General features: G+C 66.5%; 17 protein-coding genes. 14 read left to right on the top strand and 3 right to left on the bottom strand.

Annotated features, from left to right (window positions below; genetic code table 11):
* Positions 1–98: 98 nt before the first annotated feature.
* The 13 genes from ACLJOO_RS19795 to ACLJOO_RS19735 all read left to right on the top strand — a co-directional run bounded on the left by ACLJOO_RS19795 (position 99) and on the right by ACLJOO_RS19735 (position 11,824).
* Positions 99–1,328, top strand: a complete 1,230-nt coding sequence (locus ACLJOO_RS19795) for an alginate lyase family protein (RefSeq protein ID WP_410788646.1) — start codon at positions 99–101, stop codon at positions 1,326–1,328.
* Positions 1,329–1,587: 259 nt separating this feature from the next.
* Positions 1,588–2,316, top strand: coding sequence for a hypothetical protein (locus tag ACLJOO_RS19790; protein ID WP_410788645.1), 729 nt, complete (start codon positions 1,588–1,590; stop codon positions 2,314–2,316).
* 391 nt (positions 2,317–2,707) lie between these two features.
* Positions 2,708–3,295, top strand: a complete 588-nt coding sequence (locus tag ACLJOO_RS19785; protein ID WP_410788644.1) for a hypothetical protein — start codon at positions 2,708–2,710, stop codon at positions 3,293–3,295.
* A gap of 274 nt (positions 3,296–3,569) precedes the next feature.
* The gene (locus ACLJOO_RS19780) at positions 3,570–3,728 is read left to right on the top strand and encodes a hypothetical protein (protein WP_410788643.1); all 159 of its coding nucleotides are present in this window, start codon (positions 3,570–3,572) and stop codon (positions 3,726–3,728) included.
* 65 nt (positions 3,729–3,793) lie between these two features.
* Entirely contained in the window at positions 3,794–4,057 is a 264-nt protein-coding gene (locus ACLJOO_RS19775) for a hypothetical protein (protein ID WP_410788642.1), read from the top strand.
* A 109-nt stretch (positions 4,058–4,166) separates the two neighbouring features.
* A complete protein-coding gene (locus ACLJOO_RS19770; RefSeq protein ID WP_410788641.1) occupies positions 4,167–6,392 on the top strand; it encodes an RHS repeat-associated core domain-containing protein in 2,226 nt (741 codons plus the stop codon).
* A complete protein-coding gene (locus ACLJOO_RS19765; RefSeq protein WP_410788640.1) occupies positions 6,389–6,886 on the top strand; it encodes a hypothetical protein in 498 nt (165 codons plus the stop codon). Before ACLJOO_RS19770 ends, ACLJOO_RS19765 begins: the two co-directional genes overlap by 4 nt.
* Before the next feature lie 408 nt (positions 6,887–7,294).
* Positions 7,295–7,501 (top strand): hypothetical protein, encoded by a 207-nt coding sequence (locus ACLJOO_RS19760; RefSeq protein ID WP_410788639.1) that lies wholly within the window; start codon positions 7,295–7,297, stop codon positions 7,499–7,501.
* Positions 7,502–7,751: 250 nt separating this feature from the next.
* On the top strand, positions 7,752–8,126 hold the full coding sequence (locus ACLJOO_RS19755) for a hypothetical protein (protein ID WP_410788638.1): 375 nt from the start codon (positions 7,752–7,754) through the stop codon (positions 8,124–8,126).
* Positions 8,123–8,875: a class I SAM-dependent DNA methyltransferase gene (locus ACLJOO_RS19750; RefSeq protein WP_410788637.1), complete on the top strand. Its 753-nt coding sequence runs from the start codon at positions 8,123–8,125 to the stop codon at positions 8,873–8,875. Before ACLJOO_RS19755 ends, ACLJOO_RS19750 begins: the two co-directional genes overlap by 4 nt.
* Before the next feature lie 208 nt (positions 8,876–9,083).
* Entirely contained in the window at positions 9,084–9,974 is an 891-nt protein-coding gene (locus ACLJOO_RS19745; RefSeq protein WP_410788636.1) for an acetamidase/formamidase family protein, read from the top strand.
* Between the two features lie 494 nt (positions 9,975–10,468).
* Complete coding sequence (locus ACLJOO_RS19740) at positions 10,469–10,684, top strand: hypothetical protein (protein WP_410788635.1); 216 nt, start codon at positions 10,469–10,471, stop codon at positions 10,682–10,684.
* A gap of 186 nt (positions 10,685–10,870) precedes the next feature.
* Entirely contained in the window at positions 10,871–11,824 is a 954-nt protein-coding gene (locus ACLJOO_RS19735) for a hypothetical protein (protein WP_410788634.1), read from the top strand.
* A 617-nt stretch (positions 11,825–12,441) separates the two neighbouring features.
* On the opposite strand, the gene ACLJOO_RS19730 is transcribed toward ACLJOO_RS19735, so the two are convergent.
* Positions 12,442–16,200: a S8 family serine peptidase gene (locus ACLJOO_RS19730; protein ID WP_410788633.1), complete on the bottom strand. Its 3,759-nt coding sequence runs from the start codon at positions 16,198–16,200 to the stop codon at positions 12,442–12,444.
* Between the two features lie 497 nt (positions 16,201–16,697).
* Entirely contained in the window at positions 16,698–16,832 is a 135-nt protein-coding gene (locus tag ACLJOO_RS19725) for a hypothetical protein (protein ID WP_410788632.1), read from the bottom strand.
* A gap of 666 nt (positions 16,833–17,498) precedes the next feature.
* Here ACLJOO_RS19725 and ACLJOO_RS19720 point away from each other — a divergent pair.
* Positions 17,499–19,628: a GDSL-type esterase/lipase family protein gene (locus ACLJOO_RS19720; RefSeq protein WP_410788631.1), complete on the top strand. Its 2,130-nt coding sequence runs from the start codon at positions 17,499–17,501 to the stop codon at positions 19,626–19,628.
* A 225-nt stretch (positions 19,629–19,853) separates the two neighbouring features.
* On the opposite strand, the gene ACLJOO_RS19715 is transcribed toward ACLJOO_RS19720, so the two are convergent.
* Complete coding sequence (locus ACLJOO_RS19715) at positions 19,854–23,090, bottom strand: BTAD domain-containing putative transcriptional regulator (RefSeq protein WP_410788630.1); 3,237 nt, start codon at positions 23,088–23,090, stop codon at positions 19,854–19,856.
* Between the last annotated feature and the right edge of the window lie 69 nt (positions 23,091–23,159).

Genomic DNA, 23,159 nt, shown 5'->3' with positions numbered 1-23,159 from the left:
CTGGATGAGGAGAGCGCGGACGGCGGGGGGGCCGGCGGATCAGCGCCGCGCCTCCCGCGCTTCCAGAAGGAGTCCCGACAGGAAGGGAGCATTTCACCATGAACAGCGATTCGAACCGTCTGAGTCGGCGCAGCCTGGTGCTGTCGGCAGGTGGGCTAGCCGCTGCCGGAACCGTCAGCGCGCTCGGCGTCGGCTCGACCAGAAGCACCGCCGCCCCTGCCACCTTCACCCACCCAGGGATGCTGCACAACGCCGGCGACATCAACCGGGCGAGAGCCCGTGTAGCCGCTGGAGACGACCCGTGGCTCGCGGGCTGGAACCGATTGATCGCCAATCCGCACGCACAAGCCGGCTGGGCACCGAGACCACAGCAGCGCATCATCCGGGGCGGCGCCGGGGAGAACTATGGCTTCCTCTACAACGACATCGCCGCCGCCTACCAGAATGCACTGCGCTGGCACATCAAGGGCACGTCCGCGCACGGCGACACCGCTCGCAACGTCCTGAACGCCTGGTCCAACACGCTCGTCAGTATCGACGGTGACTCGAACAGATACCTGGCGCTGGGACTCTACGGCTGGCAGTTCGCGAATGTGGCGGAGTTGATGCGCGGCTATCCCGGATTCGACCTCAGCCGGTTCCAGCAGATGATGATCAACGTCTTCTCTGGCTGGAACCACGACTTCCTGGTCCGGCACAACGATGTCTGCGACTCCCACTACTGGGCCAACTGGGACCTGTGCAACATGGCGTCGCTGATGGCGATCGGGATCCTGACAGACAACCCAGGCATGTACGACGAGGCCGTCACGTACTTCAAGAGCGGCAGGGGCAACGGCGCCATCCGGCACGCCGTGCCGTTCCTGTATCCGCAGGTGGAGGGATATGACCTCGGGCAGTGGCAGGAGTCCGGCCGCGACCAAGGTCATTCCGTCATGGGAATGGGGCAGCTGGGGGCACTGTGCGAGATGGCCTGGAACCAAGGCGACGACCTCTACTCGTACGACGGCCGGCGCTTCATGAAGGCCGCGCAATACGTCGCGAAGTACAACCTCGGCCAGAACGTGCCGTTCACCACGTACAGGTGGGGAGTCGGCGCGAACTGCGATCCGCAGCAGCAAACGGTGATCTCGTCGGCCTCGCGCGGACACATCCGTCCCGTGTGGGCGATGCTGCACTTCCACTACAACCGGCGGCTGTACGTCGACGACAAGTACATCTCCCAGATGTACTTTTCGATCGACCCCGAGGGTGGCGGTGGGGACTACGGGTCGACGAGCGGCGGTTTCGACCAACTCGGCTTCGGCACCTTGATGTACGCGAAGTAGCCCGCTCCTCGTACGTCGTGACGAAACCGGAGATTGCGGACGTGACCCGTTGACGAAGATGGGCACGCCCGTCCGATGCCTGGTACCAGGCCGGCGTGCCCATGTTCTCCAAGATCGTGCGTACGAAAGAACACGACCGACTGCGTTACCCGCTTGTACAAGTGCTGACGGATCTCGTTCAGCATGATCGCCAGCAAGCCTGAAGTCCGGGTCCGGTGGGAGACTCGGTCGGGACGTGACGACATAGGGGGTTCAAGGCATGGCAACAGATGCGAACGACGCGCCGGGGGTAGGGGCGGCCGGGCAGCGAATTCTCGACGTACTGGACAAGGCGATCGCCGTTCAGAGCTCGCTGGTGCAGAAGAGCGTTGCCCGAGCTCGCCAGCGGAATCCGGACGCTACACCAGAACAGGTGATCCGCAGTCTGGAACGGATGTACGTCAGCGCCTTGACCTGGACTGGAGCTGCAGTCGGAGGAGTTGCCGCCGCGCCTGGTGTCGGCACGGGAGTCGCACTGGCGCTTTCGGCAGGCGAGGGGCTCTCGAGTCTCGAGTTGAGCGCGCTCTTCGCGCTGTCGATCGCCGAAGTACACGGAGTCCCCATCGACGAGCTCGAGCGCCGCCGGACGATCGTCATGGGAATCATGCTCGGCGGGTCCGGCTCTGCGACTATTGGCAAGGTCGCCGAGCGTACCGGGCAGCACTGGGGACGTCAGGTGGTCGCCAAGGTGCCTGTCGAGACGTTGCGTCAGATCAACAAGGTGTTGGGGAAGCACTTCGTCACGAAGTACGGGACCAAACAGGGGATCATCGTTCTCGGCCGAGTGGCGCCGTTCGGCATCGGCGTTGTGATTGGTGGCGGCGCCAACGCTGCTCTCGCCGCTCTGGCGGTGAGAGCCGGCCGTCGCGCATTCGGTCCACCCCCCGAATCGTGGGACAGGCCAACGGACAGTGCAGTGCCAACGCCCGGGGACTCGAACGGCGATTGATGGCACTCAGCCGTCGGCGAAGGTAGCGTCGATAGCGAGGCATCAGGCCTTCGCGTTCGTACGTCGTGCGGGTGCCGTTGTCGAGGTCGTGTGGGTGTGGCCCTCGCTCAGGCCCGCCGAGGAACTGTCTGGGTCGGCGCGGACTTACGCCGAGCTGGTAGCGTCTGGAGGCTTGGTCTCGCGGTACGACGGGGTGTGGGGGCATGCCGAAAGCGTTCGGGCGGAGCAGCATGTAGTTATGGCGGCGATGGATTTGGTGTTCGGGGTGGGGGACAGGGTTCGGACTTGGGGGCGGTTCGTGGCCGGGGCGGACGGTGATTGGTTGGACTTGGCCCGTGTGCATGATTTGACGTGGAAAGCGCCGGGTTGGAAGTCAGATCGGTCGGTTCGGTTGATCGGGGCGGATGGCGAGGCAGTCGCTGCCGGCATCGCAGCGAACCGAGGTCTGGGCTACGTCTCGGTGGTTGGGATCTGGGGCGACGAGAGCATCGAGGTCGAGGTGCTGTCGGCGGAGATCCCCGCTCGGGAGGCGCGTGCAGCTCGGAGGGACCCGCCGTGCCCGCCGCCGCCCGGTGGCTGGCGGCACGGCGTGGTCGAGCTGGACGTTGACCTCCGCGACCGCGAGTCGTCCGGACCGATCGTCCACCTGGCGATCTTCCGTCCCTCTCCGGAGCAGGAAGTGTTGGTCGTCGCTGCCACCGATGTGGACGCGGTGATTCGGCAGTTGTCGCCGAAACTGCCACGCCAGTTATGCGTGGTGCCCAGCCGGTTCACCCGCGCTCAGATCGACGAGGTGTACGACGTCCTGGACGCCAATTGGCGAGACTGGCGCCTGGAATCCTTCGGCACCGGCTCGGATGAGCAGGCTCAACCGTTCATCGCGGCGATGATGTTCCGGGTCACCGCTGAGATGGCTGAATGGGCCGACGCACTGCCCGAGGGACTGGTCCGCCTGGAGCCGACGGTGAGCCCGGCCTGACAATGCGGTCGAGTAGCTGAGCCGTGATCACCGCCGCGATGATGGGCGACCTCCTCGCGTTCGCTGCTAGTTGTGTCCATCAGGGTTCGATGATCAGGCGGGCGACGAGGCCGTCGCGTAGCGTGAAGCGGAGTGCAGGTCCGCGATGCCGCCCGGGAAGTTGCCCTGCAGACGATGCGGACATCGAAGTGGTCCTGGTTGGCGCGGTAGGCGGCAGTGACTGTGCTCGTGTCGGCGTATTCGGTGGCCGAGGGCGGCCGGTCTGGCGTGTGCAGTGTGCGACTACGACCTGCGCGAAAAGGACGAGACTCGGCTGCCGTACGACATCCGGCTGCCGGACGAGCCCAAGACGAGACGCCTGGTGTGTGGGCAGTGCTGCGGCGACGGCCTGGTCGAGCTGGAGCGCTTGGCTGAACTCACGGAAAGGCCCTGAGCCTGGAGCCGATCCAGCAGCTCATGCCCAGCCGTTCGGGGTACTGGCACCGAGTCTGACTACGAATGCCTGCGGCCAACATGAGCTCGGCCTTGCATCGGCGAGCGGGCACGCTGATCACCGACATTTACGGACCGGCAAGGTGGGCCGCACTCAAGAACGGCACCATCGCTTGGGTCCGCCCCCACAGCCACACGAAATTCGACGAGGGCGCGCCCAACGGCGGCATCAACCAGGACACGTCGCTGCCGTACCGGCTGGCCACCACGGAGACGTCGTACGCTCACGATCCCGGCACCGAGACCGATCTGGAGATGACCGGACGCTGACCGACTACACGGCACCGGTCACCGGCGACGCCGACGGCTGGGGCCGGAGCTGCCCGGCAAGACCATCACCGACGTCGACCTCAACGGCGCGAACAGCACCGGCGACATCGTGAAACTCACCCGCTACGACGCCGAGGGGCGCGTCATCGAAACCCGGCAGCCCACATCGAACGGCGCCGACGCCGGCACCACCAAGACCGTGTACTACACCGCCGCCGTCAATGCCCAGTTCACTGACTGTGGCGGCAAGCCGCAGTGGGCCGGGATGGTCTGCAAGACCTACCCCGCCGCGGCACCCAGCTCGGGTCCGAGCTTGCCGTGGACGACAACCTCGGCGTTCACCTACCTGCTTGCGCCGAAGACCTTCACCGAGACCTCGGGCACCGTCACCCGCACCACTACCACGACATACAAACCTGACGGCCGCACCGACTCCACGGCGACCTCCGCCACCGGGCTGACCGGGTCGACGCCGAACACCAAGAAGGCCATTAGCTACGACGCCGCCACCGGCCAACCGACCGTGGTGACCGCGAAGAACGCCGACGACACCATCGCCGGTACCGTCATCACCGGGTACGACGCCTGGGCTCGACAGGTCTCATACCAGCCTTCCGGTGACGCGGCCATCACGACGATCTACAACGCCGCCGGTGACGTGGCCGCCGTGACCGACCCGAACGGCACCACGACCTACACCTACGACGGCACCGATGCCAACGGCAAAACCGAACACCGCGGCCAGGTCACCAAGGTCGACGTCACCACCGCAGGCTCCACCTGGACGTCGGTCGGCGCCTACGACTCTGACGGGACCCTCGTCACCCAGAAGCTGCCCGGCGGCGTCACGCAGTACAACGACATCGACAACACCGGCGAACCCATCGGCCTGCGCTACACCGGCCAAGTCACGACCGTAAACTGCGACGGCTCGACCACCGTGGACCCGAACGGGCCCTGGCTGTCCTGGTCGCTCGAGAACGACATCTCCGGCCGCGTGACGCATGAATGGACCCCCGACGGCAATGCCTTCACCACTGCGATCGGTGGCGCCATCCCCTACGACCGGCACTTCTCCTACGACAACGCCGGCCGCCTCACCCAGGTCAACGACCGCACCGCCGCCGCTCCCGGCGTCGACGTCGAAGACCCAGCCCAAGCCCCAGCCTGCGTGACCCGCACCTACGGCTTCGAGCCCAACGACAACCGGCTCACCAAGTCCACCGCTCCGGCGGCGGCCGACGGCTCGTGCAGCACCTCAGGCGCCACGAGTGTCACCCGTGCCTTCGACGCCGCCGACCGCCCGGTCACCGGCGCCAACGGTAGCGGTAGCTACACCTACGACGCGCTCGGTCGCACGACCAGCCTCCCAGCCGCGGACGCCCCGCACCCAAGCGGCGGCGACGTCGCCCTCACCTACTACGACAACGACCTCGCGCGCTCGATCGCCCAAGGCGGCACCACCACCAGCTTCACCATCGACGCACTCGACCGCCGAGCCACCGAAACCGTCACCAACGCGACCGGCTCAACCAACGCTGTCCGGCATTACACCGACACCAGCGACAACCCCACCTGGGTCATCCAAGGAACCACCACCCAGCGCTACGCAGAACTCATCGGCAGCGACCTCGCCCTCACCGTCGACCAGACCGGCGCCGCCGACCTCACGCTCGCCAATGCCCACGGCGATGTCGTAACCACCGTGGACCTACCCGCAGGAGGAAATGCGGCAGGCGGCATAGTTGGCTGGAACAACTACGACGAATACGGCAACACCGCCAATATCAGCGCGGGCACTGGCACCATTCATTATGGCTGGCTGGGCCGAGAACAACGCGCCAACGCAGATAGCGGACTCCTGCTGATGGGGGTACGCCTCTACAATCCGCAAACCGGCATCTTCACATCGACGGACCCCGTTCCTGGCGGGAACACGAACGCCTACACCTATCCCACCGATACCTTCAACTACGTCGACCTAGACGGTCGAATTAACGACCGCAACTGGGGAGGCCGCGGCCGAAGTGCAGATTTTGGCGGGTGGCGAGGACAGGATCCCGTACGGTCATCAAACGCCTCCAGAAAAGGGTGGGGATTCAAGTTCTCGAGGTTTTGGAAGAAGGCGAAAAGTAACTCGAACTCCGGAAAGGTCTACAAATCCCAGAAAGAGGCTGAGCGTGCAGCGAGGGCAGATGCAAAGTCAGGCGGCAGGTGCCGCTACCGGGGTATATGCAAAAGAGGGAACCATGTCCATGTAGACTACTACAACAAGCACGGCGAACTGCTTCACACCCGCCATTATGAATGGCGAAAGAGGGGTGACTACCTATGACAGAGGATTCGACAGGACCACTGGCTCCTGCAACTGCTGTCTTGATTAACGCGATCAAGTTGCACTCCGACGTCGTCGGCAACCCGCAGCATGAGCCCACCGATGCCATGCGAGCCGTAAATGATCTGCGGAAGGCAATGGACGGATATGCAGAAACGGTCTTCGACATATCAGGATGGGGGAACCCGTTCAATGAAGTAGACAGGAATTCGCATCAAAGTCGGAAGAAGCGTTCTAAGAAGACTCCGAAGAAAGCTGAGGGGTCAGTGACGGTGGAAGCTGTCTACCGGCTCCGAGTAAAGGACGAAGGCGCCGCACTCAGGTTGGTCGAGTCTCGGACCAGACTTCGCGGGCAGAGCCTATCGGAAGACATGTCTGCATCTGCCGTCGACATCGTCACCGAACTCTTTCGACTCGATGCATGGGACCCCTTCAACTACCCTGATGAGATCATTGCGGTGGTCGATCAAGAATGGACATGCTCATCAGGCTGATCGTTGTCCTGCCTGGGTCCTCCAAGGGCTGGAACCGGCACCGTAGCCTCAACTGAGGCGGTGTAGCCGCGTCGGGTGGCCCGACATCTACAGTCCTCCACCCGGTGTAGAGGCTCGCGCGAGCCACACAAGGTCGGGCGTTCTCATCCGCGACGTTGGCTAGCTCAGCGTAGCCACGGTCGCAGGTCGGGGCGCCGTGCTCAGCACCGATCGGTCAGCCCGACGCCAACTGGTGTCGCCTCCGCCCTCACTGTCATCTAGTGACGGGCCATCCGGCGCCGAGCAGGCCAAACAATCCTGCTTCGCAGTAGCGAGCCATGACGCCAGGCATACGACACGGCCGGAATAAGGCATCTGCGCCGGTAGCTGTCGGAGGAAGCTGCGTACAGTCTGGCCGCGGACCTGGAGTTGCAGTACGACGTGTACGGGTCGCGGTCACCAGACCATGTGCGGAAGGTGGATCCGCCGGTCCCGGTGGAGAAGGCATGGGTCGCTGCCGGATTCGTGGACGCGTGGATCTTCGAGAAGGGGACCTGGTACGGCCGGGTGAAGGGCACGGAGAACAAGTACTCCTGGATCCCGGGCATCGAACTTCGCCAGGCTGAGCAGTTCTGACGGCCGGCCCAACAGCAACCAACAGGGGACCGGTGATCCGCCTGCAGGGCGGCCCTCGAGACCGGGTGCACTACTACGAGCAGGACTTCCTCGACTGTGTCAGGTGATGGGCCGGTTGCACGACCGTCCGATCGATCACCCGTCGGCCTGGCCGCTGTCGTACGAGCGGCCGATGTCGAGGCTCGTCTGGGAGTGGCGGCCAGGCCAGATCTGTCGCCCGAACCCGATCAGGTGAGCACGGCCGCCCTTCATGGTGTCGCCGTACGCTCGTCATCGCGGCCTTGCTGGCCTTGTCTTCCGCACGCGCGCGGCGCGGCTCGGCACCTTGCACGAGCTGACCAAGCTCGTGCCGATCATCGCCGACGCGCTTGGCTACCATCCGTCCACCATCGAGCGCCACGCCATCGGCTCCGCCAGCGTGTACTGCCAATACATCGCAGCCAGGCGCCCAGATGGCCTGATCGCCCGCAGACGCTGTCTCCACATAGAACGCTCGATCATGCCGATGTGCGGTCGCGTCGATAAGCCGTGGAAGGATCTCGGCCTGATCGCGACAATGGCCCAGGTGTTTGTTGGCCGAAAAGGCAGGCTGCCCAAGATCCGGCAAGGAGCGTGCGACTCATGAGCGAGCAGTTTTACTCGGACGCGAGGTTGTACGACCGGTTGTTCCCCGGAGGCGAACAGGCCGTCGACTTCTATAGGGCCGAGGCCGATCGGCAAGGCGGGGGTGTCTTGGAACTCGGGTGTGGCACCGGACGCAAGCTAATCCCGATCGCATCCGACGGGCATCCGTGCATGGGCCTGGAGCTCTCGCCGAACATGCTTGCCGAGGCTCAGCGCAAGGCCGACGAGCGCGGCGTGGAGGTGCAGTGGGTGCAGGGCGACATGCGCGAGTTCGACCTGGGAAGAACGTTCGATCTCGTGTTCATCGCCGCCAATTCACTGCTCCATCTGCATGAAGCTGAGGACTTGGTGGACTGCTTCCGGTCGGTGCGAAAGCACCTGGCGCCCGGAGCGCGGCTCATCTTCGACGTGTTCAACCCGAGCGTGCGCATGCTTGCCCAGGCCGACGGCGTTCGACGCAGGCGCGACGCATTGTCGTTCGTGGATCCCGATCGTGGCGTAGTCCATGTCGATGTCGCGGAGACCTACGACGCAGCCGCGCAGGTGACTCGCGGCAGGTGGTACTTCTCGACCGATTCCGAGGCCGACTTCGGTGTCGCGCCGCTCGAGATCAGGAGCATCTTCCCCCAGGAGTTGCCGCTGCTGCTCTCGCTTGGCGGTCTTCGGGTTGTTGAACGCTTCGGCGACTGGTCCCGTGCGCCACTCACCGCAGATGCGGCGCTCCAACTCTACGTCTGCGCTCCGGACTGAACCGAGCCGACAGGACTGTCGGTTCAGGTCATCCTCCAGGCACCCTCATCTGCCGCGAACCGGGCGCTACTCCCGGCTCATCAACTCCCGTTCCTGCCAGTTGCAAGAACGCTCAGCTGAGCGGCCCGGAGCCGAACGCCGCGACTGACCAACTCGCTCGATCTGATAATCGCCTGTGTCATCACTTCGATGGTCCTACAGTGCCGTGATGGACCCCATCGCTGCGCCGCCCGTCGATCTGGACTGCCACGACCTTCCGGACGCCGCGATTCTTCAGCCCGGTCGAAGAACCCGGATCCGCACCTGGCCCGGTTCGGACTACCCCTTCCTGACCGGCCCACTCCGCGTCGAGGGCGTAAGCCCTGGCGACACCCTCGCCTTCCACCTCCACGCCCTTGAACTGGACCCCGTCGGTCATTACGGCTTCGCCACCACCACCAAACCCTGGGAGCCGTGGGGCGGCGTCCTCCGCGAGTCCGCGGACCAGGAATACGCCGGCCGCGCCGAACTCCGCGGCGACCAGGTGATCCTCGACGGCCAACACGTCATACCAGTTGTCCCGATGCTCGGCTGGCTCGGTCTGGTCCGGCCCGAACTGATCGCCGACCCCTGGGACCACGGCGGCAATCTCGACACCAAGGAGTTCGCCCCCGGCTCGACCCTCTATCTCTACGACGAAATCGGGTCCGGCCGGTTCGTCATCGGCGACGCGCACGCCGCAATGGGCGATGGCGAAATCAGCGGCCAGGGCATTGAGATCGCCTCCTGGTGCGACCTCACCGTCGAGGTGATCCCCGCCACCTCCCCGCACCGTCCCATCGTCCGCACCCCCGATGCGATCATCCACCTCTGCAGCCGCTTCACCGAGAAAGACGCCTACACCCAAGCAATCTCCGACGCCGTCCACCACCTCAGGTTCACCCAGCAACTCGGCTTCGAGCAGGCCAACGCCCTCCTCAGCTTGATCGCCGACCTCCGCGTGTCGAGCGTCGTCTCCCACTCGCCTACCTACAAGCTCCTCGTCCCGTCGAGCTGGCTAGACCCGATCGAAAACCTCCTGACCGTTGAGAAGCCGTTGCTGCCCTACACCCCCAGATGATGGTCCCGCGATCCCTCGCGCCCGCTCACTCCCGGCTCATCAACTCCCGTTCCTGCCAGTTCCCACCCCGTCCATCCGAGGCGATCAGCGGTAGTACGTCACGAGGTCGGCCAGCTTTACGTGGTGTGGCATGCCCGGGAGCAGATCCCATGAGTGCCCAGGCGCGGCGACCCTCTCGTGCTGCCCGTCGTGACGTACGACTACCAAGCAACATCGCTCGGCCGTGCTGGGCCGTACACCTCGGAGCAAGTTTTGGACACTCCGGGTTGGCAACACGTCTTTCGACACTCGCGTGCGGCGTGTCGGGGGTCCGGCCGACTTGGAGGGCCGGGGGTGTTGAGAATCGATCGATTCTCAATACCCCTGCCAGTCAGCAGATGCGCGCCGGACTGCTGGACTCATCGGCTTCTATAGGCGCGGACCGAACACCATGGTCCCGCCGCACAGCGTGCCGTCAAGGCGCCTGGTCCTACGCCAGCCTTCCGCAGACTGCGTTGGAAGCGACCCAGGGCCGCGACGCGTTGGGCTCACCGTCCATCAGCCGGTCAATCGACGAACCGCAGGGATCGGTCACCGCTTACCTCGAGATCCTCGCCGCGACGAAGTCCGAGGTCGAACGTTGCCCCGAGGCGGTGTTGTTGAGCGTGCGGGCGCAGGGCATTCTTGCCGCTGGCCCGCTCACGATTCTCTCGATAGACACCGGCGGCTGATGTCGGCTCCAACGGCCCTTCCCGAGGGAAGGGCGATCCCGACGGCCACTTCGCACGTCCTGTGGACCGATGGCCGGCGTTGCAACAAGGTGCAACCGCGGCGCGTTCTGTCCCCCGCGCACGTTATGCTCGCGCACGATCTCGAGGCCCATCGAGGTCGCTCATGTCTTGAGGGGGACTCCTAGTATGAAACTGCAGCGCTTCGCGCTCGCCCTGGCTGGGGTCGGCATGCTCGCCGCCACGGCCGCCGCCGGCCCGGCCACCGCCGCCGTCCGGTCCAACCCGACGCCCGCGATCGCCAACCCGGCCAAGGGCAACCTGAAGACCACGCCGAACACCAAGCTCGCCTCCGGGGGATGCGTGCAGGACGTGGGCTTCAACACGCCGAAGCCGGGGATCAACGATGTCCTGGTCACGCCGGGCAAGCCGCCGCGCGGTGAGTTCTTCGCCGAGTTCCCGTTCGTCGGCACCCGTCTCAACACGACGTGGTACGGCGTGCAGACCGACGCGCACTTCTACTACCACAGCCTGTTCGTGCAGAACGGCACGCTGTACCGCGGTGTGACCTACTTCGACACCGACAACGCGCGGCCAACGTACGCGCGGATCGGCTCCGGCTGGACCAGCTTCACCCAGCTCGTGACGTCGAACTACGCGATCACCGCGCCGAACCGCTCGTACCTGTACGGGCTCAGCACCAACGGCAGCCTGTACCGCTACGCGGCGTCGGGTGCCACCTTCCGGGCGCTCGGCCACTTCCCGGGCTTCAAGGGCTTCAAGGCGATGACCGTGGTCTCCGAAACCCCGACCTACGACACGCTCCTGATGACCACCAAGGCGGGCGCGCTCTGGACGGTCCGGATCCCGGCCGCGGCCTCGACCAAGCCGATCCTGAAGCTGGTCCGTAGCACGGGCTTCGCGGCGTACGAGTCGCTGGCCGCCAAGGGCTGCGGTGACAGGGGCGGCTCGCTGGTGACCGGTTTCGACAACGACACCGACTCGGCGTACCAGTACGCGATGAGCAAGTTCAACGGCTCGAAGACCGCGGTCACGTCCTACGGCCGGGTCACCGGCGGCACCATCCCGGGCACCGGCATCTTCTCGGTCACCGGCCACTGGAACCAGCTGGTGGGGGAGTGATCCTGCAGTAGTGCAGAGCCGGGGGCGCCGCTTGATGCGGCGTCCCCGGCTTGTTTCAGAGGTTCTTCTGGTAGTCGATGGCTCGGGTGACGATGTGGTAGCCGAGTTGTTCGTTGATGCCGATCATGTGGTTGTTGGACTCGGCGTTCCAGTTCTAGCCCGCGACAACTACACGGTGACTGAAGGTGGGCAGATAGTCGGCGGCCCGGTGGCGGTCATTTCCCCGCCGTTGCTGAGCGGCCTCACGGACCCCAGGTCATCCATGAGCACTTGGACAGAATCACGGCTGTGCTCGAGCGAGACGACCCGGCCCAGGTGATCGATGCTGTCCCTGGACGGCGCCGCGCACAAGGTCCACCGCGACCCCAGCCAAGAAGGTGAGTACAAGGCCCAGAACTCCCGAAGCTGTCCCCGGCCGCAAGTAGAACCTGCTGCTCGCTCTTGCGGGTGAGCCCGTTGGTCCTACGGTGGCGGGTCATGCGCGATGAGTGGTCAACTGAGGATCTTGTTGGCTCGTGGACGCTGATCATGGCGGTCGCACTGGACCTGTCTGGGGTGCTCTCGCAGACCGTCTGAGGAAGTGCGGGCGACCGGCGTCCGCCGGCCGCCCGCCCGCATTATCTGAGCCCGAAGGCCCGGACGATCGTCTGGCTGATGCCGCCGCCGTTGCGCTGCTTGGCGGTGACCCGCACCGACACCTGCCCGGCCCGCGGCGGTGCCTGCAGCCGCGTCTCCCAGCTGCCCTTGCTTTCCTTCAGTTGCAGCCGTTGCCAGGTCGCCCCGTCGTCGTACGAGACCTCCAGCCCGACCGAGACCACGGCGTCCTGCCGGGCATTGCTGCCCAGCACCACCGGCTTGACGGCGAAGACCGAGTTCCGCTTGGCCCGCCCGGCCGCGTCGACGTCCACGCCGTAGTCGAGCTGGGCCAGCGGCAGCGGCTGGTTCTCCGCCTCCCCGGACGTGAAACTCCACTCGGTGTGCGTGCTCGTCGAGTACGGCGTCAGCTCGGCGTTCCCGACGGTGTCGGCCACCAGGCGGTACGGTCGCTTCTCTGGCGCCAGGTCGCCCACGCCGAAGTCCGGCCGCGGGCCGTTCCCGACCAGCTTCTCCTCGCCTTGGTACAGCGCGAAGCTGCGTGTCATCAGCGAGTCGCCGCTGTGCGCGGACCCGCCGTCACCGAACCCGGCGATCATGCCGCCCATCGCGTTGCCGACCCGGTGCGGGAGCTCGAACTCGAGCATCCGTGGCCGCACGATCGGACCGAACCAGCGCTGGCTCTGCACGCTGCGCGGCTGGTAGCTCGTGATGTCGGTGAACGTCGCCCAGCCGTTGATCGAGGCGTACTGCTGCCACTTCGCGCCCGCCGACACCCAGTCCGTCCGGTGCCCCACCGCGGGCTTCGCCGGGAACCGCGGCACCCGGATCGACCCGAAGACGGCGTACGGGAAGGCGGCCGGAAAGTACTCGTACGCCGGGCTGTCCTCGCGCCTCTCCAGGACCTGCTGCCCGTTCGGGGGAGCGAAGTCGTTCTCGATCCGGGCGAGACTGCCCGGGTCCGTGGCCGCGGACGGGTCGTCCGGGACCTTGCCCTGGTGGTAGTCGACCAGGTCGTACAGGTACGACGGCACCGGGTTGGCCGCGACGGTCAGCTCGGTCCGGCGCGTGGTGAGCTTCTTGATCAGCGCCTCGCCGTCGTCGAGGGTGAGCGACGCCGTCGGGATCGGGCCGAGGGTCTGGCCGTCGTCCCCGCCGTACCAGTCGTTGTAGCGGCCGATGCCGTCGTTGACCACGAGCAGCATGGCCGCGCCGGCGGCGTGCGCCGCAGCGGCGCGGTCCGCGGGCGGTACGTCGATGCTGTTGCGGACGACGACCGCCGTGCCGCGCGCGGCCAGACCGGCGTACTCGGCGGGCGTGCCGGTGCCGGCGAAGACGGCCGTGACGCGCGTCGTGCCGGCGCGGAACGCCGGGGAGCCGGGCTGGACGAGCAGCGAGTCGTCGAGGGTGCGGCCGTCGTAGCTGATCGTCAGCGGCGTCTGCTCGGCCCGGAACCGGGTGGTCAGCACGAAGCTACCGGTGCGGACCTTGTTCTTCGTCGGCAGCGCCCAGAAGCTGTCGTAGTCCGGCGGCGGCATGAAGATCTCGTGCAGCGCCGCCCTGTCGTCCGGGGTCGGCTGCGCCGCGGTGAAGGACCGGAAGAGGTCGAACCTGCTCGTGGTGACGGCCGTCGGCTTGGGCGTGTCGACCTTGATCGGACGGCTCCGCGACGCGTCCAGAACGACGGTCCGGTCCGCGGTCAGGTCGACCTCGGGCGCGGTCAGGAAGGCCAGGCCGAGCGAGTGCGGGCCTTTCCTCCCCGGCACGTCCAGGGTCGAAACGATCGTGTACGAGCCGGGCGCCCAGCGGCTGGTGAGCTTGCCGTCCGTGGCCCACAGCACGGTGGACTTCCCGTCCGCGCCGGTGACCTCGACCTCACCGCTGACCGGCTTGCCGGCCTGGTCCTTCAGTTGGACGTTCAGGTTGTACTTCTTCGGCTCGACGGCCAGCCCGACGGCCGTGTGCACGGTGCCGGTCGAGGAGGTCGCGATGACCTGGGCGGCGTACTGGCCAGGAGCCAGGCCGTTCGGGTCCGCCGTGAAACCGACCGCGGCGGTGCCCTTCGCCGGCACGGTCACCTCGGTCGCGGCGAGGCGGAAGATCCCCGCCTGGTCGGTGGACAGCCGCAGCGTGAGCGGCTGGTCCGTTGTGTTGCGGTAGCTGATCTGCCGCTTGACCGGCGTCCGGGCCGGCTTCGGCGACCACTGGACGAGCCCGGCGTCGACCGATCCGGTGGCGGTGAGCTGACCGTGCAGCGAGGCCGCCGCGACGTCGACGCGCCCGGTGCCCGCCTGGTACGGCGTGTACGCGGGCGTCAGCTTGCTGGTGCTCATCAGCGCGTCCTTGAGCTGCTGCCCGGTCCAGTCCGGGTGCTGTGCAGCGAGCAGGACGGCCGCGCCGGCGACGTGCGGAGCCGCCATCGACGTACCGCTGTCCGACCGGTAGTAGCCCTCGCCGCCGTCGTTCATGGACTGCGACCGCGCGGCCAGCACGTCGACGCCGGGTGCGGTCAGGTCGGGCTTGAGGCCGTCGTCCATCAGCCGCGGGCCGACGCTGGAGAAGTCGGCCAGCTGGTCCGAACCGTCCACCGCGCCGACGGTCAGGGCGGCGTCCGCGGTCCCCGGTGAGCTGACGCTGTACGGGCTGCTCCCCGAGTTGCCCGCGGCGATCACGAACAGGGCACCGGTCTCGGCGCTCAGCTCGTTCACGGCCTGACTCAGCGGATCGTCCTGGGTGTGCCAGGCCGGCGTCCCCAGGCTCATGTTGATCACCTTGGCGTGCTCGGTCCGAGCGGCCCACTCCATCCCGGCGATGATTCCGGAGATCGGGCCGGAGCCGCTGTCGCCGAGCACCTTGCCCACGATGAGATCGGCGTCCGGTGCGACGCCACGCTCCTTGCCGTCCGAGGCCGCGCCGGTACCGGCGACGGTCGACGCGGTGTGCGTGCCGTGACCGTTGCGGTCGACGACGTCCTCACCGGCCACGAAGCTCTTGGTCGCCACGATCCGCGGTGCCAGGTCCGGGTGTCCCAGGTCCACACCGGAGTCCAGCACCGCGACCCGCACGCCCGTGCCGGTCACGCCCGCCGCCCACGCCGCGGGCGCGCCGATCTGTGCGGTGGTGTCCGCGAGCATCGTCCGCGCCTTGCTGTCGAGCCAGACCTTGGCGATCCCCGTCGCGAACGAGGGCGCCGCGGCGGTGCTCGCCTTCGCCCGCTGGCCGCTCTGCCCGGTCAGCGCCGACCAGAGCGCGACCGCTTGCGCCTTCTCGGCCTTGACGGCCGCGCCGTCGACCGACGGGAGGTCGACCGTGGTGGTTGTGCCCGGCAGCGCCGAGCGGCGCGCGGACTTGGCGGCCACGCCCGGCGAGCCCGTGACGACCAGCGGGAGGTCCTTGCTCCGGGCGTTGTCGTACCCCTCGGCCACCAGCTCGCTGACGTTGAACAGCTGCTTGTCGAGCTGCCCGGTCGCCAGGTACGGCATCGCGGCGCCGGGGTAGACGAACGTGTCGCCGTTCTCGACGCTGACCCGTACCGGTCCGGTCGACCGCGGAGCGCGTTCGACGGCCTGCACCGACACGGCGCGGCCGGGACCGGGCGCGACCGTGACCTTGTCGCCGGTGATGAGCGTGAGGTCGAGGGGTGTCCCTCCTGCCGCGGCCGCGCCGCCGGCGGTGGGGAGTGGTGGGGGAGGTTCGGCGCCGGCCGTCGCCGGAGTGGCGAGACCGGCGACCAGGAGAAGCGCAGCGGCCGGCACGAGCAGCCGGCGGGCAGAAGAACGCATGGTGTCCTCTCGGTGGTCTGGGGTGACCGAATCTGATCAGCACCGGGGACAGGTGTAAACGGATTGCCCGTTTTCGCCAGCAACGCCGGGATTTGGCAAGAATGGGCACGCAGTCAGGTCTCCTGTAGCGGGCGTTCCTTCTGCAGAAGCTGGCGGGGCGACGCGAAGCCGAGCCGCAGTACACAGCCCTAGACCGGGCATGTACCTCCGCAAGCGCAGTTGCTGCGGACCGGACAGCCGGCCAGCGGACTGCGGCACGTCGGTTTCGGCGTCGTCGACGAGAGCGGTGATCCAGCCCAACTCGTCGCCGTTCGGCCCCGGGTCGTCCGACGCTCGCCGCCTCGAAACGCAGAACCGGCGAGAACCGAGCCGCGTCCCGAGCGCACTGCGAAGCGCCGCCCGACCGTCGACAGAACTCTTCAGGATCGCCGGAGCGCGCAGCGCAAACGGGTTGATCAGGCCGAGGTGGAGTACGCGACGGCCGAAGCTGTGCGCGATCAGGCCGAACGGTACTGGACGCCCACCAGCATCGCATCGCCGACCTCGAAGCCGACCTCGTTCGACACAACGACCAGCTCGAGCAGACCCGCGAGACACTGCGCCAGGCCCGCAAACAGACGTCGCGCCTTCAATCTGCCTTCAACCAGGCCGCCCGCAACGCGCCGCCATCAAGAGGCGTCGTGGCACCGAGAACCAGCGACTCAACCACCTCGACCAGTATCACTAGTGGGCTGGCCAGTGTGATGACGGCAAGGCCAGGCGACCCCTCGGGGCTGCTTTGGCTACCGAGCGCAAGCTCTCGGCGTGTTCAGCGGCACAGAATGTTATGGAGCGGATATGTCCGTATCTTTCGCGTGGTTTCTTGCATCCGACTATGTGAGAGCAGCCAGAGGCGTGAGGCTGGGGACCACGGCTTTGATCTGGCAGCGCGACTTCGCTGGTCATTGTCCGAGAGGGGGGCACCGTGACCGACCCTGATGACGGCGACTTGATCCTGGACGGCCACCTCGAGCCACGCCACGAGTGACACAGGGGCGAAGGCCGACCATCGCGGCAGAACATGCACTGCCCCGGTGAGTGGTCGCTCTGCTCTGAACCGCCGGACCGGGCGCCGTCAGGCGCCCGGCTGGGAAGGCGAGATGTGCTGTAGGACGCTGACGGCCTGGCGGCCGGCTTTGAAGTGCGCAGGTACGACAATGGATACTGACAGTAGGGGAAATGACGACACTCAACCAGACGAGCAGCGGGGGCGCTGCAACTGGTTGAGAGCCAGCCTGGCTGGGCATTATGCGAAGGCGATGGATGGCGAGCGTGTCGCCCTGATCGTCAGTCGACTGTCGCTCTTTGTGGCTACCGCGGTCCTCCTGGTCGTGGTCTGTCGCCAAGGCGCGACGTTGTTCCACGTCGTCCTCGTCTTCACCCTCTACGTCGCGGTGGCCGCGGTCTGGGTCAGCGGGCAGCATCAGGCGTCGGTCAAGGCGGCCCGGTCGAAAAACGCCGACGAGCGACCGTGGACCTTTCCGTACTGGATCTCACTTCCAGCCGTTGGGGTTGGAGCTGTCCTCTTTGGCGTGGGTCTGGGGAAGCACGTGGGGAGCCTCCTGATCGCCGGCGTTCTGCTCTTCTACCTCGGGGCCGGCTACGTGCTCATGCGCTTCCGCCAGTGGGGCTTCAACGGCGGGAAGAAGGAGCGCGTCGGCGCCGAGCGCTGGCATGGCGCGGGCAGGCTCCCGATCGGCGGTGTCCTGCTGGTTCTCGGGCTGATCCTCGTGCTCGTAGGTAGCTTCCTCATTCGCATCGATTCGACGAATGTCGGAGTGGTGCTGTCCGCCGTCGGTGCACTCGTGATGCCGGGCGGGCTGACGGTCCTCACAGAGCCAACAGTCACCTGCCTGGAGGGCAAGGCGACGCGTCTTGTCGTGTTCGCCATAGGTGGCGCGGTGCTGTTCGGGGGATCCTTTGCGATCGTCGTCGTTCGACGACAAGGCGCGACGCCAACGATGTGGATCGTGACCGCGTTCGTCGCGGTGGCTCTCCTGGTCTTCGCCATCGTCTCGAGTACGCAGGCCGACATTGCTGCAGTTATCGCGGCGGTCGCACTCATGGGCGTCACGCCTGCGGCGGCCGCACCCGCCAGAGAGTTCCCCGCGACCAACGGGCCTAGGGCGCTCGTCGCTCTCGGCGACTCCTACATGTCTGGCGAAGGGGCACAGGTCTACTACGAGAAGACCGATGAAAGCCGAGGGAAAGACCGGAACCTCTGCCATCGGGCGCCGACGGCGTGGGCGGCCATCGCAGGACGCAATGACTTCAACACGACGAAGTCCGTCGCGTGTCAGGGGGCCAGTACCCGCAACGTCCGGCTGACGGGCCAGTCTCAGTTCAGCGAACCCGGCACTCAGCTCCAGCAGCTCCAGCAGCTCATGCAGGACGGGCTCAAGCCGTCTCTTGTCGTGATCAGTCTTGGCGGCAACGATGCCGGGTTCTCCACGATCGGAGCGATGTGCATCGCTCCGGGAAACTGCAACGAGCAGGCCCATCTCTGGACGGAGAGTCTCGGGCAAGTACGCAAGAACCTGGCCGAGACGTACAAGCAGGTACGCGAAGTGTCGAAGACGGCACCGGTTCTGGTCATCCCGTACGCCGCACCGGTGTACGTCGACACCGCGGGGAAGCCACGCAAATGCGCCCAAGCGGCCCTCTCCCAAGGCGACCTCGAATTCATCAACAACTTCGTCCAGGCGCTGAACCTGACCATCCAAGCCGCGGCGCTCAACGAGAAGTTCTACTTCTTGGACGGGATGCAGAACGCGCTTGCGGACGCGCACCTGCAGTTGTGTGACCCGGACAACGGCAACCGACCCGGTATCAATTTCATCGGCCTTCGATCCGTCGCCGGGATCGCCGAGCAACGCTTCAACCCCGAGAACTGGTACCACAACAGCCTTCACCCCAACGCCAGCGGCCATCTGGCCATGCTTCAGGTGTTCGAGCACTGGAGGGCTGATCACCCTGACCCTGAGCAGAACAACCCCGAGGCGGCCGACGACCTGGCGAAGCTGCCGGCCATCACTGAGATCCTGACCAAGGCGAACAAGTCGGACAAGGCGGCAGGCAAGGCAGGCAAGGACCTGAGACCACAATGCCAGCTGTACAAGGACTCCGAGCTGGCGACCGAGCTGGACGACATCAACACCTGCCGGGAGAACGGTGCAAACTGGGCGAAAGACCAGCTGAGCAAGAGCTTGCTCGAAGACGGGGGGTGGGTGTTCTACATCCTCGCGGCCGCAGCGGGCGCATGGCTGCTCGCAGTTTGGTTCTACGGCTGGCGGAGACCCTGGTGGCAGGAGGCTGAAGATTCGCCAGCTAGCGGGTCGCCGCTGACACACCAAGCCGAACGTGGCGACGGCTCGGCGCGCTCGCCGTGAGGCCGAGCCGTCCTCCCAGCCTGCAGTCCGGCTGGTACTGCCGTGCGGCGGCCACTCGTGCCGACCGCGGACTTGGTGAGAGCTCGCCCGGCTCCGTTCTGCTGTGCAGAATCTTCCATTCTAGAATGGCCGCGATAGTCACCGTAGTGGCGACATATCCGTCGATGCAACCAACGCCATCGGCCCTGACGTTCCAGCCGCGCCGGCGGACGCGTCGTCGGACTTTCACCTGCTGAGTTCCGCCAGGAACGTTTTGGCTCGTGTGGCGAAGAGGTGGGCCTCGCGGGTTGTGGAGAGGTCGAGTGCTTCCTGGGCTGTGGCGCGAACCGTTTCCATCGGATGACCCTGACTGTGAAGGGTTCGTGCTCGCATGAGGAGTACCAGTCCTTCTGCGTACCGTTCGCCGTATGTGGAGATGAAGGTCTCGGCTTTGTCCAGTGCCTCTGCGGCCGCAGGGGCGTTGCCGTCGGCGAGCTGGATCTCGGCGAGGAGGGCGTACCACGTGGCGAGGTTCGATCGCGGTGGGTCGACGAGGGATGTCTCGATGATCCGCTCCACCTTTGCTCCGACGGCGGCCGGGTCCGCACCGGACATCGCCAGCGCCCAGAGTCTTGCCAGGCGGATGTAGCTGCCGGAAAAGGAGAAGGTGAAGTCCGGGTCGAGCGCGATCGCGGTCTCCGCGGCGCGCAGGGCCCAGTCGTGGTCGCCGGCCGCGGCCGCGGCGGTGACGCTGAACGAGCCCCAGATGCTGATCGCGTAGGGATCGTTCCCCGCACTTGCCTCGATGTTGCCGAATTCCTCGCGAGCGGTGGCGAGGTCGCCGTGGAGTGCGGTGTTCAGAGCGAGCATGACCGGAGTCAGCATCTGCAGGCGGAAACGCAGTGGTTCGGCCTCTCGCTCGGCCTGGATGAGTGCCGCTGACCGGTTCAGGCTGCGGTATGCCGCACCGACGTTTCCCGAGCTCCATTGGTACACCCCCCATGCGTGGTGTCCCGATGCTTGAACCACTGGGTCTGTCGAGCGTCGCCCGTTGTCGAGGAGGCGTCGCGCGAGACCGCCGGCAGTCTGGACCCTGAGCCCTTGGGCATGGGCGAGGAACCGTGAGAACAGGAACCCGGTGGCCTCGCGTTCCCGGCCGAGCGACCGCGCGATGGTCTCCGCCCGGTCGAGGTGGTCCATCGTGCTGCCTACGAAGCCGGCGTGGATACCTGTGATGGCGGTCAGCTCGGTGAGTGCGGTGAGTTCGAGCTCGGCGAGCCCGGCATTGCGCGCGACTCCCGCCGCGATGTCCAGATCCTTCTCAGCGACGTCGTACGCCGAACGTCTCGCCGCGATCCGGCCGGCGACGATCAGGGCTTCGGCGGTCCGAGCAGCATCGGCCAGTGGGCCGGCCGCCAGCAGGTGGTGGGCGAGCGCCTCGGCGCGCGTCTCGTTGTGGGTGGCAACGGACTCCAGCGCGTCGGCAGCCTGCAGGTGAAGCCGGCTGGTATCCGAGATGGGGGTGGAGCGGACGACCGACTCGCGGACGAGGTCGTGCGCGAAGCGCCAGTCTCCGACGGCATCGGACGAAACGCGGAGCAGATCGTGCGTCTGCAGGGTCTCGAGGTATTTCAGGCACAGCGATGGGTCGACGCCGGCGGCGCGCGACAACAGCCGGACGTCGATGTCGCGACCCATCACGGCCGCGATCGCGATCAAACGACGCTCCTCGTCGTCCAGTCGGCTCATCCGGTCGCGGACAATGTCGCGCACAGTGGCAGGTACGGCGGCCTGGGCTGCATGATCGTCGGTCAGATCTCCGCCGTCTGCCATGAAGCGGGCCAGTTCGACGACGAAGAACGGGTTTCCTTCGGTCCGGGCCTGAATGCTCCGCGCCACGCCGGGCGTGGGGGTCTGCCCGATCTCGCGGCGTACCAGCTCGGCCACGTCCGTCGGCTCGAGCGGGCCGAGCACAACTCGCCGGTGCCCGTCCTGGCGCGCAAGAGCTGCGAGCAGGCGCTGCAGTTCCTCGTGGGGCGCGGGGGCGTAGTCACGCAGCGCTCCCGCCAACACGCAGCGGGCAGGGAGCGACTGTGCCAGTTGCAGGAACAGCTGGAGAGAGGCCTGATCTGCCCAGTGCAGGTCGTCCACGACCACCACCACGGATTGCTTCGCTGCCACGGTGGCGGCCAGCGAGATCACCTGCTCGCAGAGCCGGAAGTGCGCTCGAGGATCCGGTCTGCCCGGCGGTGCGTCGAAGGACTGTTTCAGAAGGGCGCCAAGCTCGGTGGTCATCCATCGCCCAGCCTGGTCTTCAGGCACCGCACTCATCATCATGCGGACGATCTGTATCCACGGCGACAGTGCGGGGGCACCCTCACCATCCTGGCAACGCCCCCATGCCGTGAAAGCACCCTGATCCCGCGCGTCCTCGACCACCTCGTGCAGCAGCCGGCTCTTGCCCACTCCCGGCGGCCCTTCCACCACGACGACCTGTGGACGGGAGAACGTGGCCGAGTCGACGGCATGGCGGAGCAGGGCGAGCTCTGCTCTTCGGCCGACGAGCCTGCCCGGCTGCCGTGCGCGGCTCGACCGATCTGTGTCCCCGGTTCCGTCCAGGTTGGCCTCGACGCTCATCGGGAGGTCTGGGAGTCGTTCGAGTGACCTTGACGAGCTTGTCGTCTCGGCGCGGACAAGCACCTGCTGATGCGCCTCCCGCAGCGTCTGACCGGGGTCGACGCCGAGCTCGTCGGCGAGCCGCGTTCGGACGGTGTCGAACACCGACAAGGCCTCGGATTGCTGTCCCGCTCCCGCCAGGGCAATCATCAGCGTCGCCTGGATCGTCTCGTCGTACGGCGCGATCCAGGAGGCCAGGCGGAGTGGCTGTAGGATGCGCTTGGCCTGTCCGAGGGGCACAGCGACCCGGGCGGCCTCCAAACAGGCGTCGAACAGCTCGCGGTTGACGGATGCGAACAACGGGACCGCGTCGGCCTCCGCGGTGAGGCCGTCGCCCGCTGGGCCATGCCATTTACCGAGTGCTTGCTCGTACGCCGCTACCGCGTCCTCCGCCCGCTGTCCGGCTACCGCGTGGCGGGCTCGGCTCACCAGGTCGCGGAACTCTGCGAGGTCGAGGGAGACGTTGCCCGGATCGAACCGGTAGCCGCTGCTGTGTCGATGGATGTAGGAGCCGGCAGCGCGCGCCGAGAGAGTGGGCTCGAGGACCCTCCGCAACGCTCCGACGTACTTCTGCACGATGTTCATCGCCGAGCGCGGCATGTCATCGCCCCAGATCAGGTCGATCAGCTGGGAGGTGCTGACGGGTCCACCCGCTCGTGCCAGCAGCAGCGTCAAAAGGTAAACCTGCTGACGAGGCCCCGGATCGACCTCGACGCCGTCACGCCACACCCGGGTCGCGCCGAGGATCTGCAAGGCGAGCCGAGTGTTCCCGTCGCCGGGAGCAGACATGCCTTCCGCCGTGCTCATGTCGGAACGCTACGCGTTGCCGAGTGCCGCAGAACAGCGATTCCGGAAATCGGCCGCGGTGGCGTCGTA

The organism is Kribbella sp. C-35, assembly GCF_046549195.1.
Classification (GTDB): Bacteria; Actinomycetota; Actinomycetes; order Propionibacteriales; family Kribbellaceae; genus Kribbella.
Note: the sequence above shows the minus strand (reverse complement) of the source record. Positions and strands in the feature narration are given on the sequence as shown.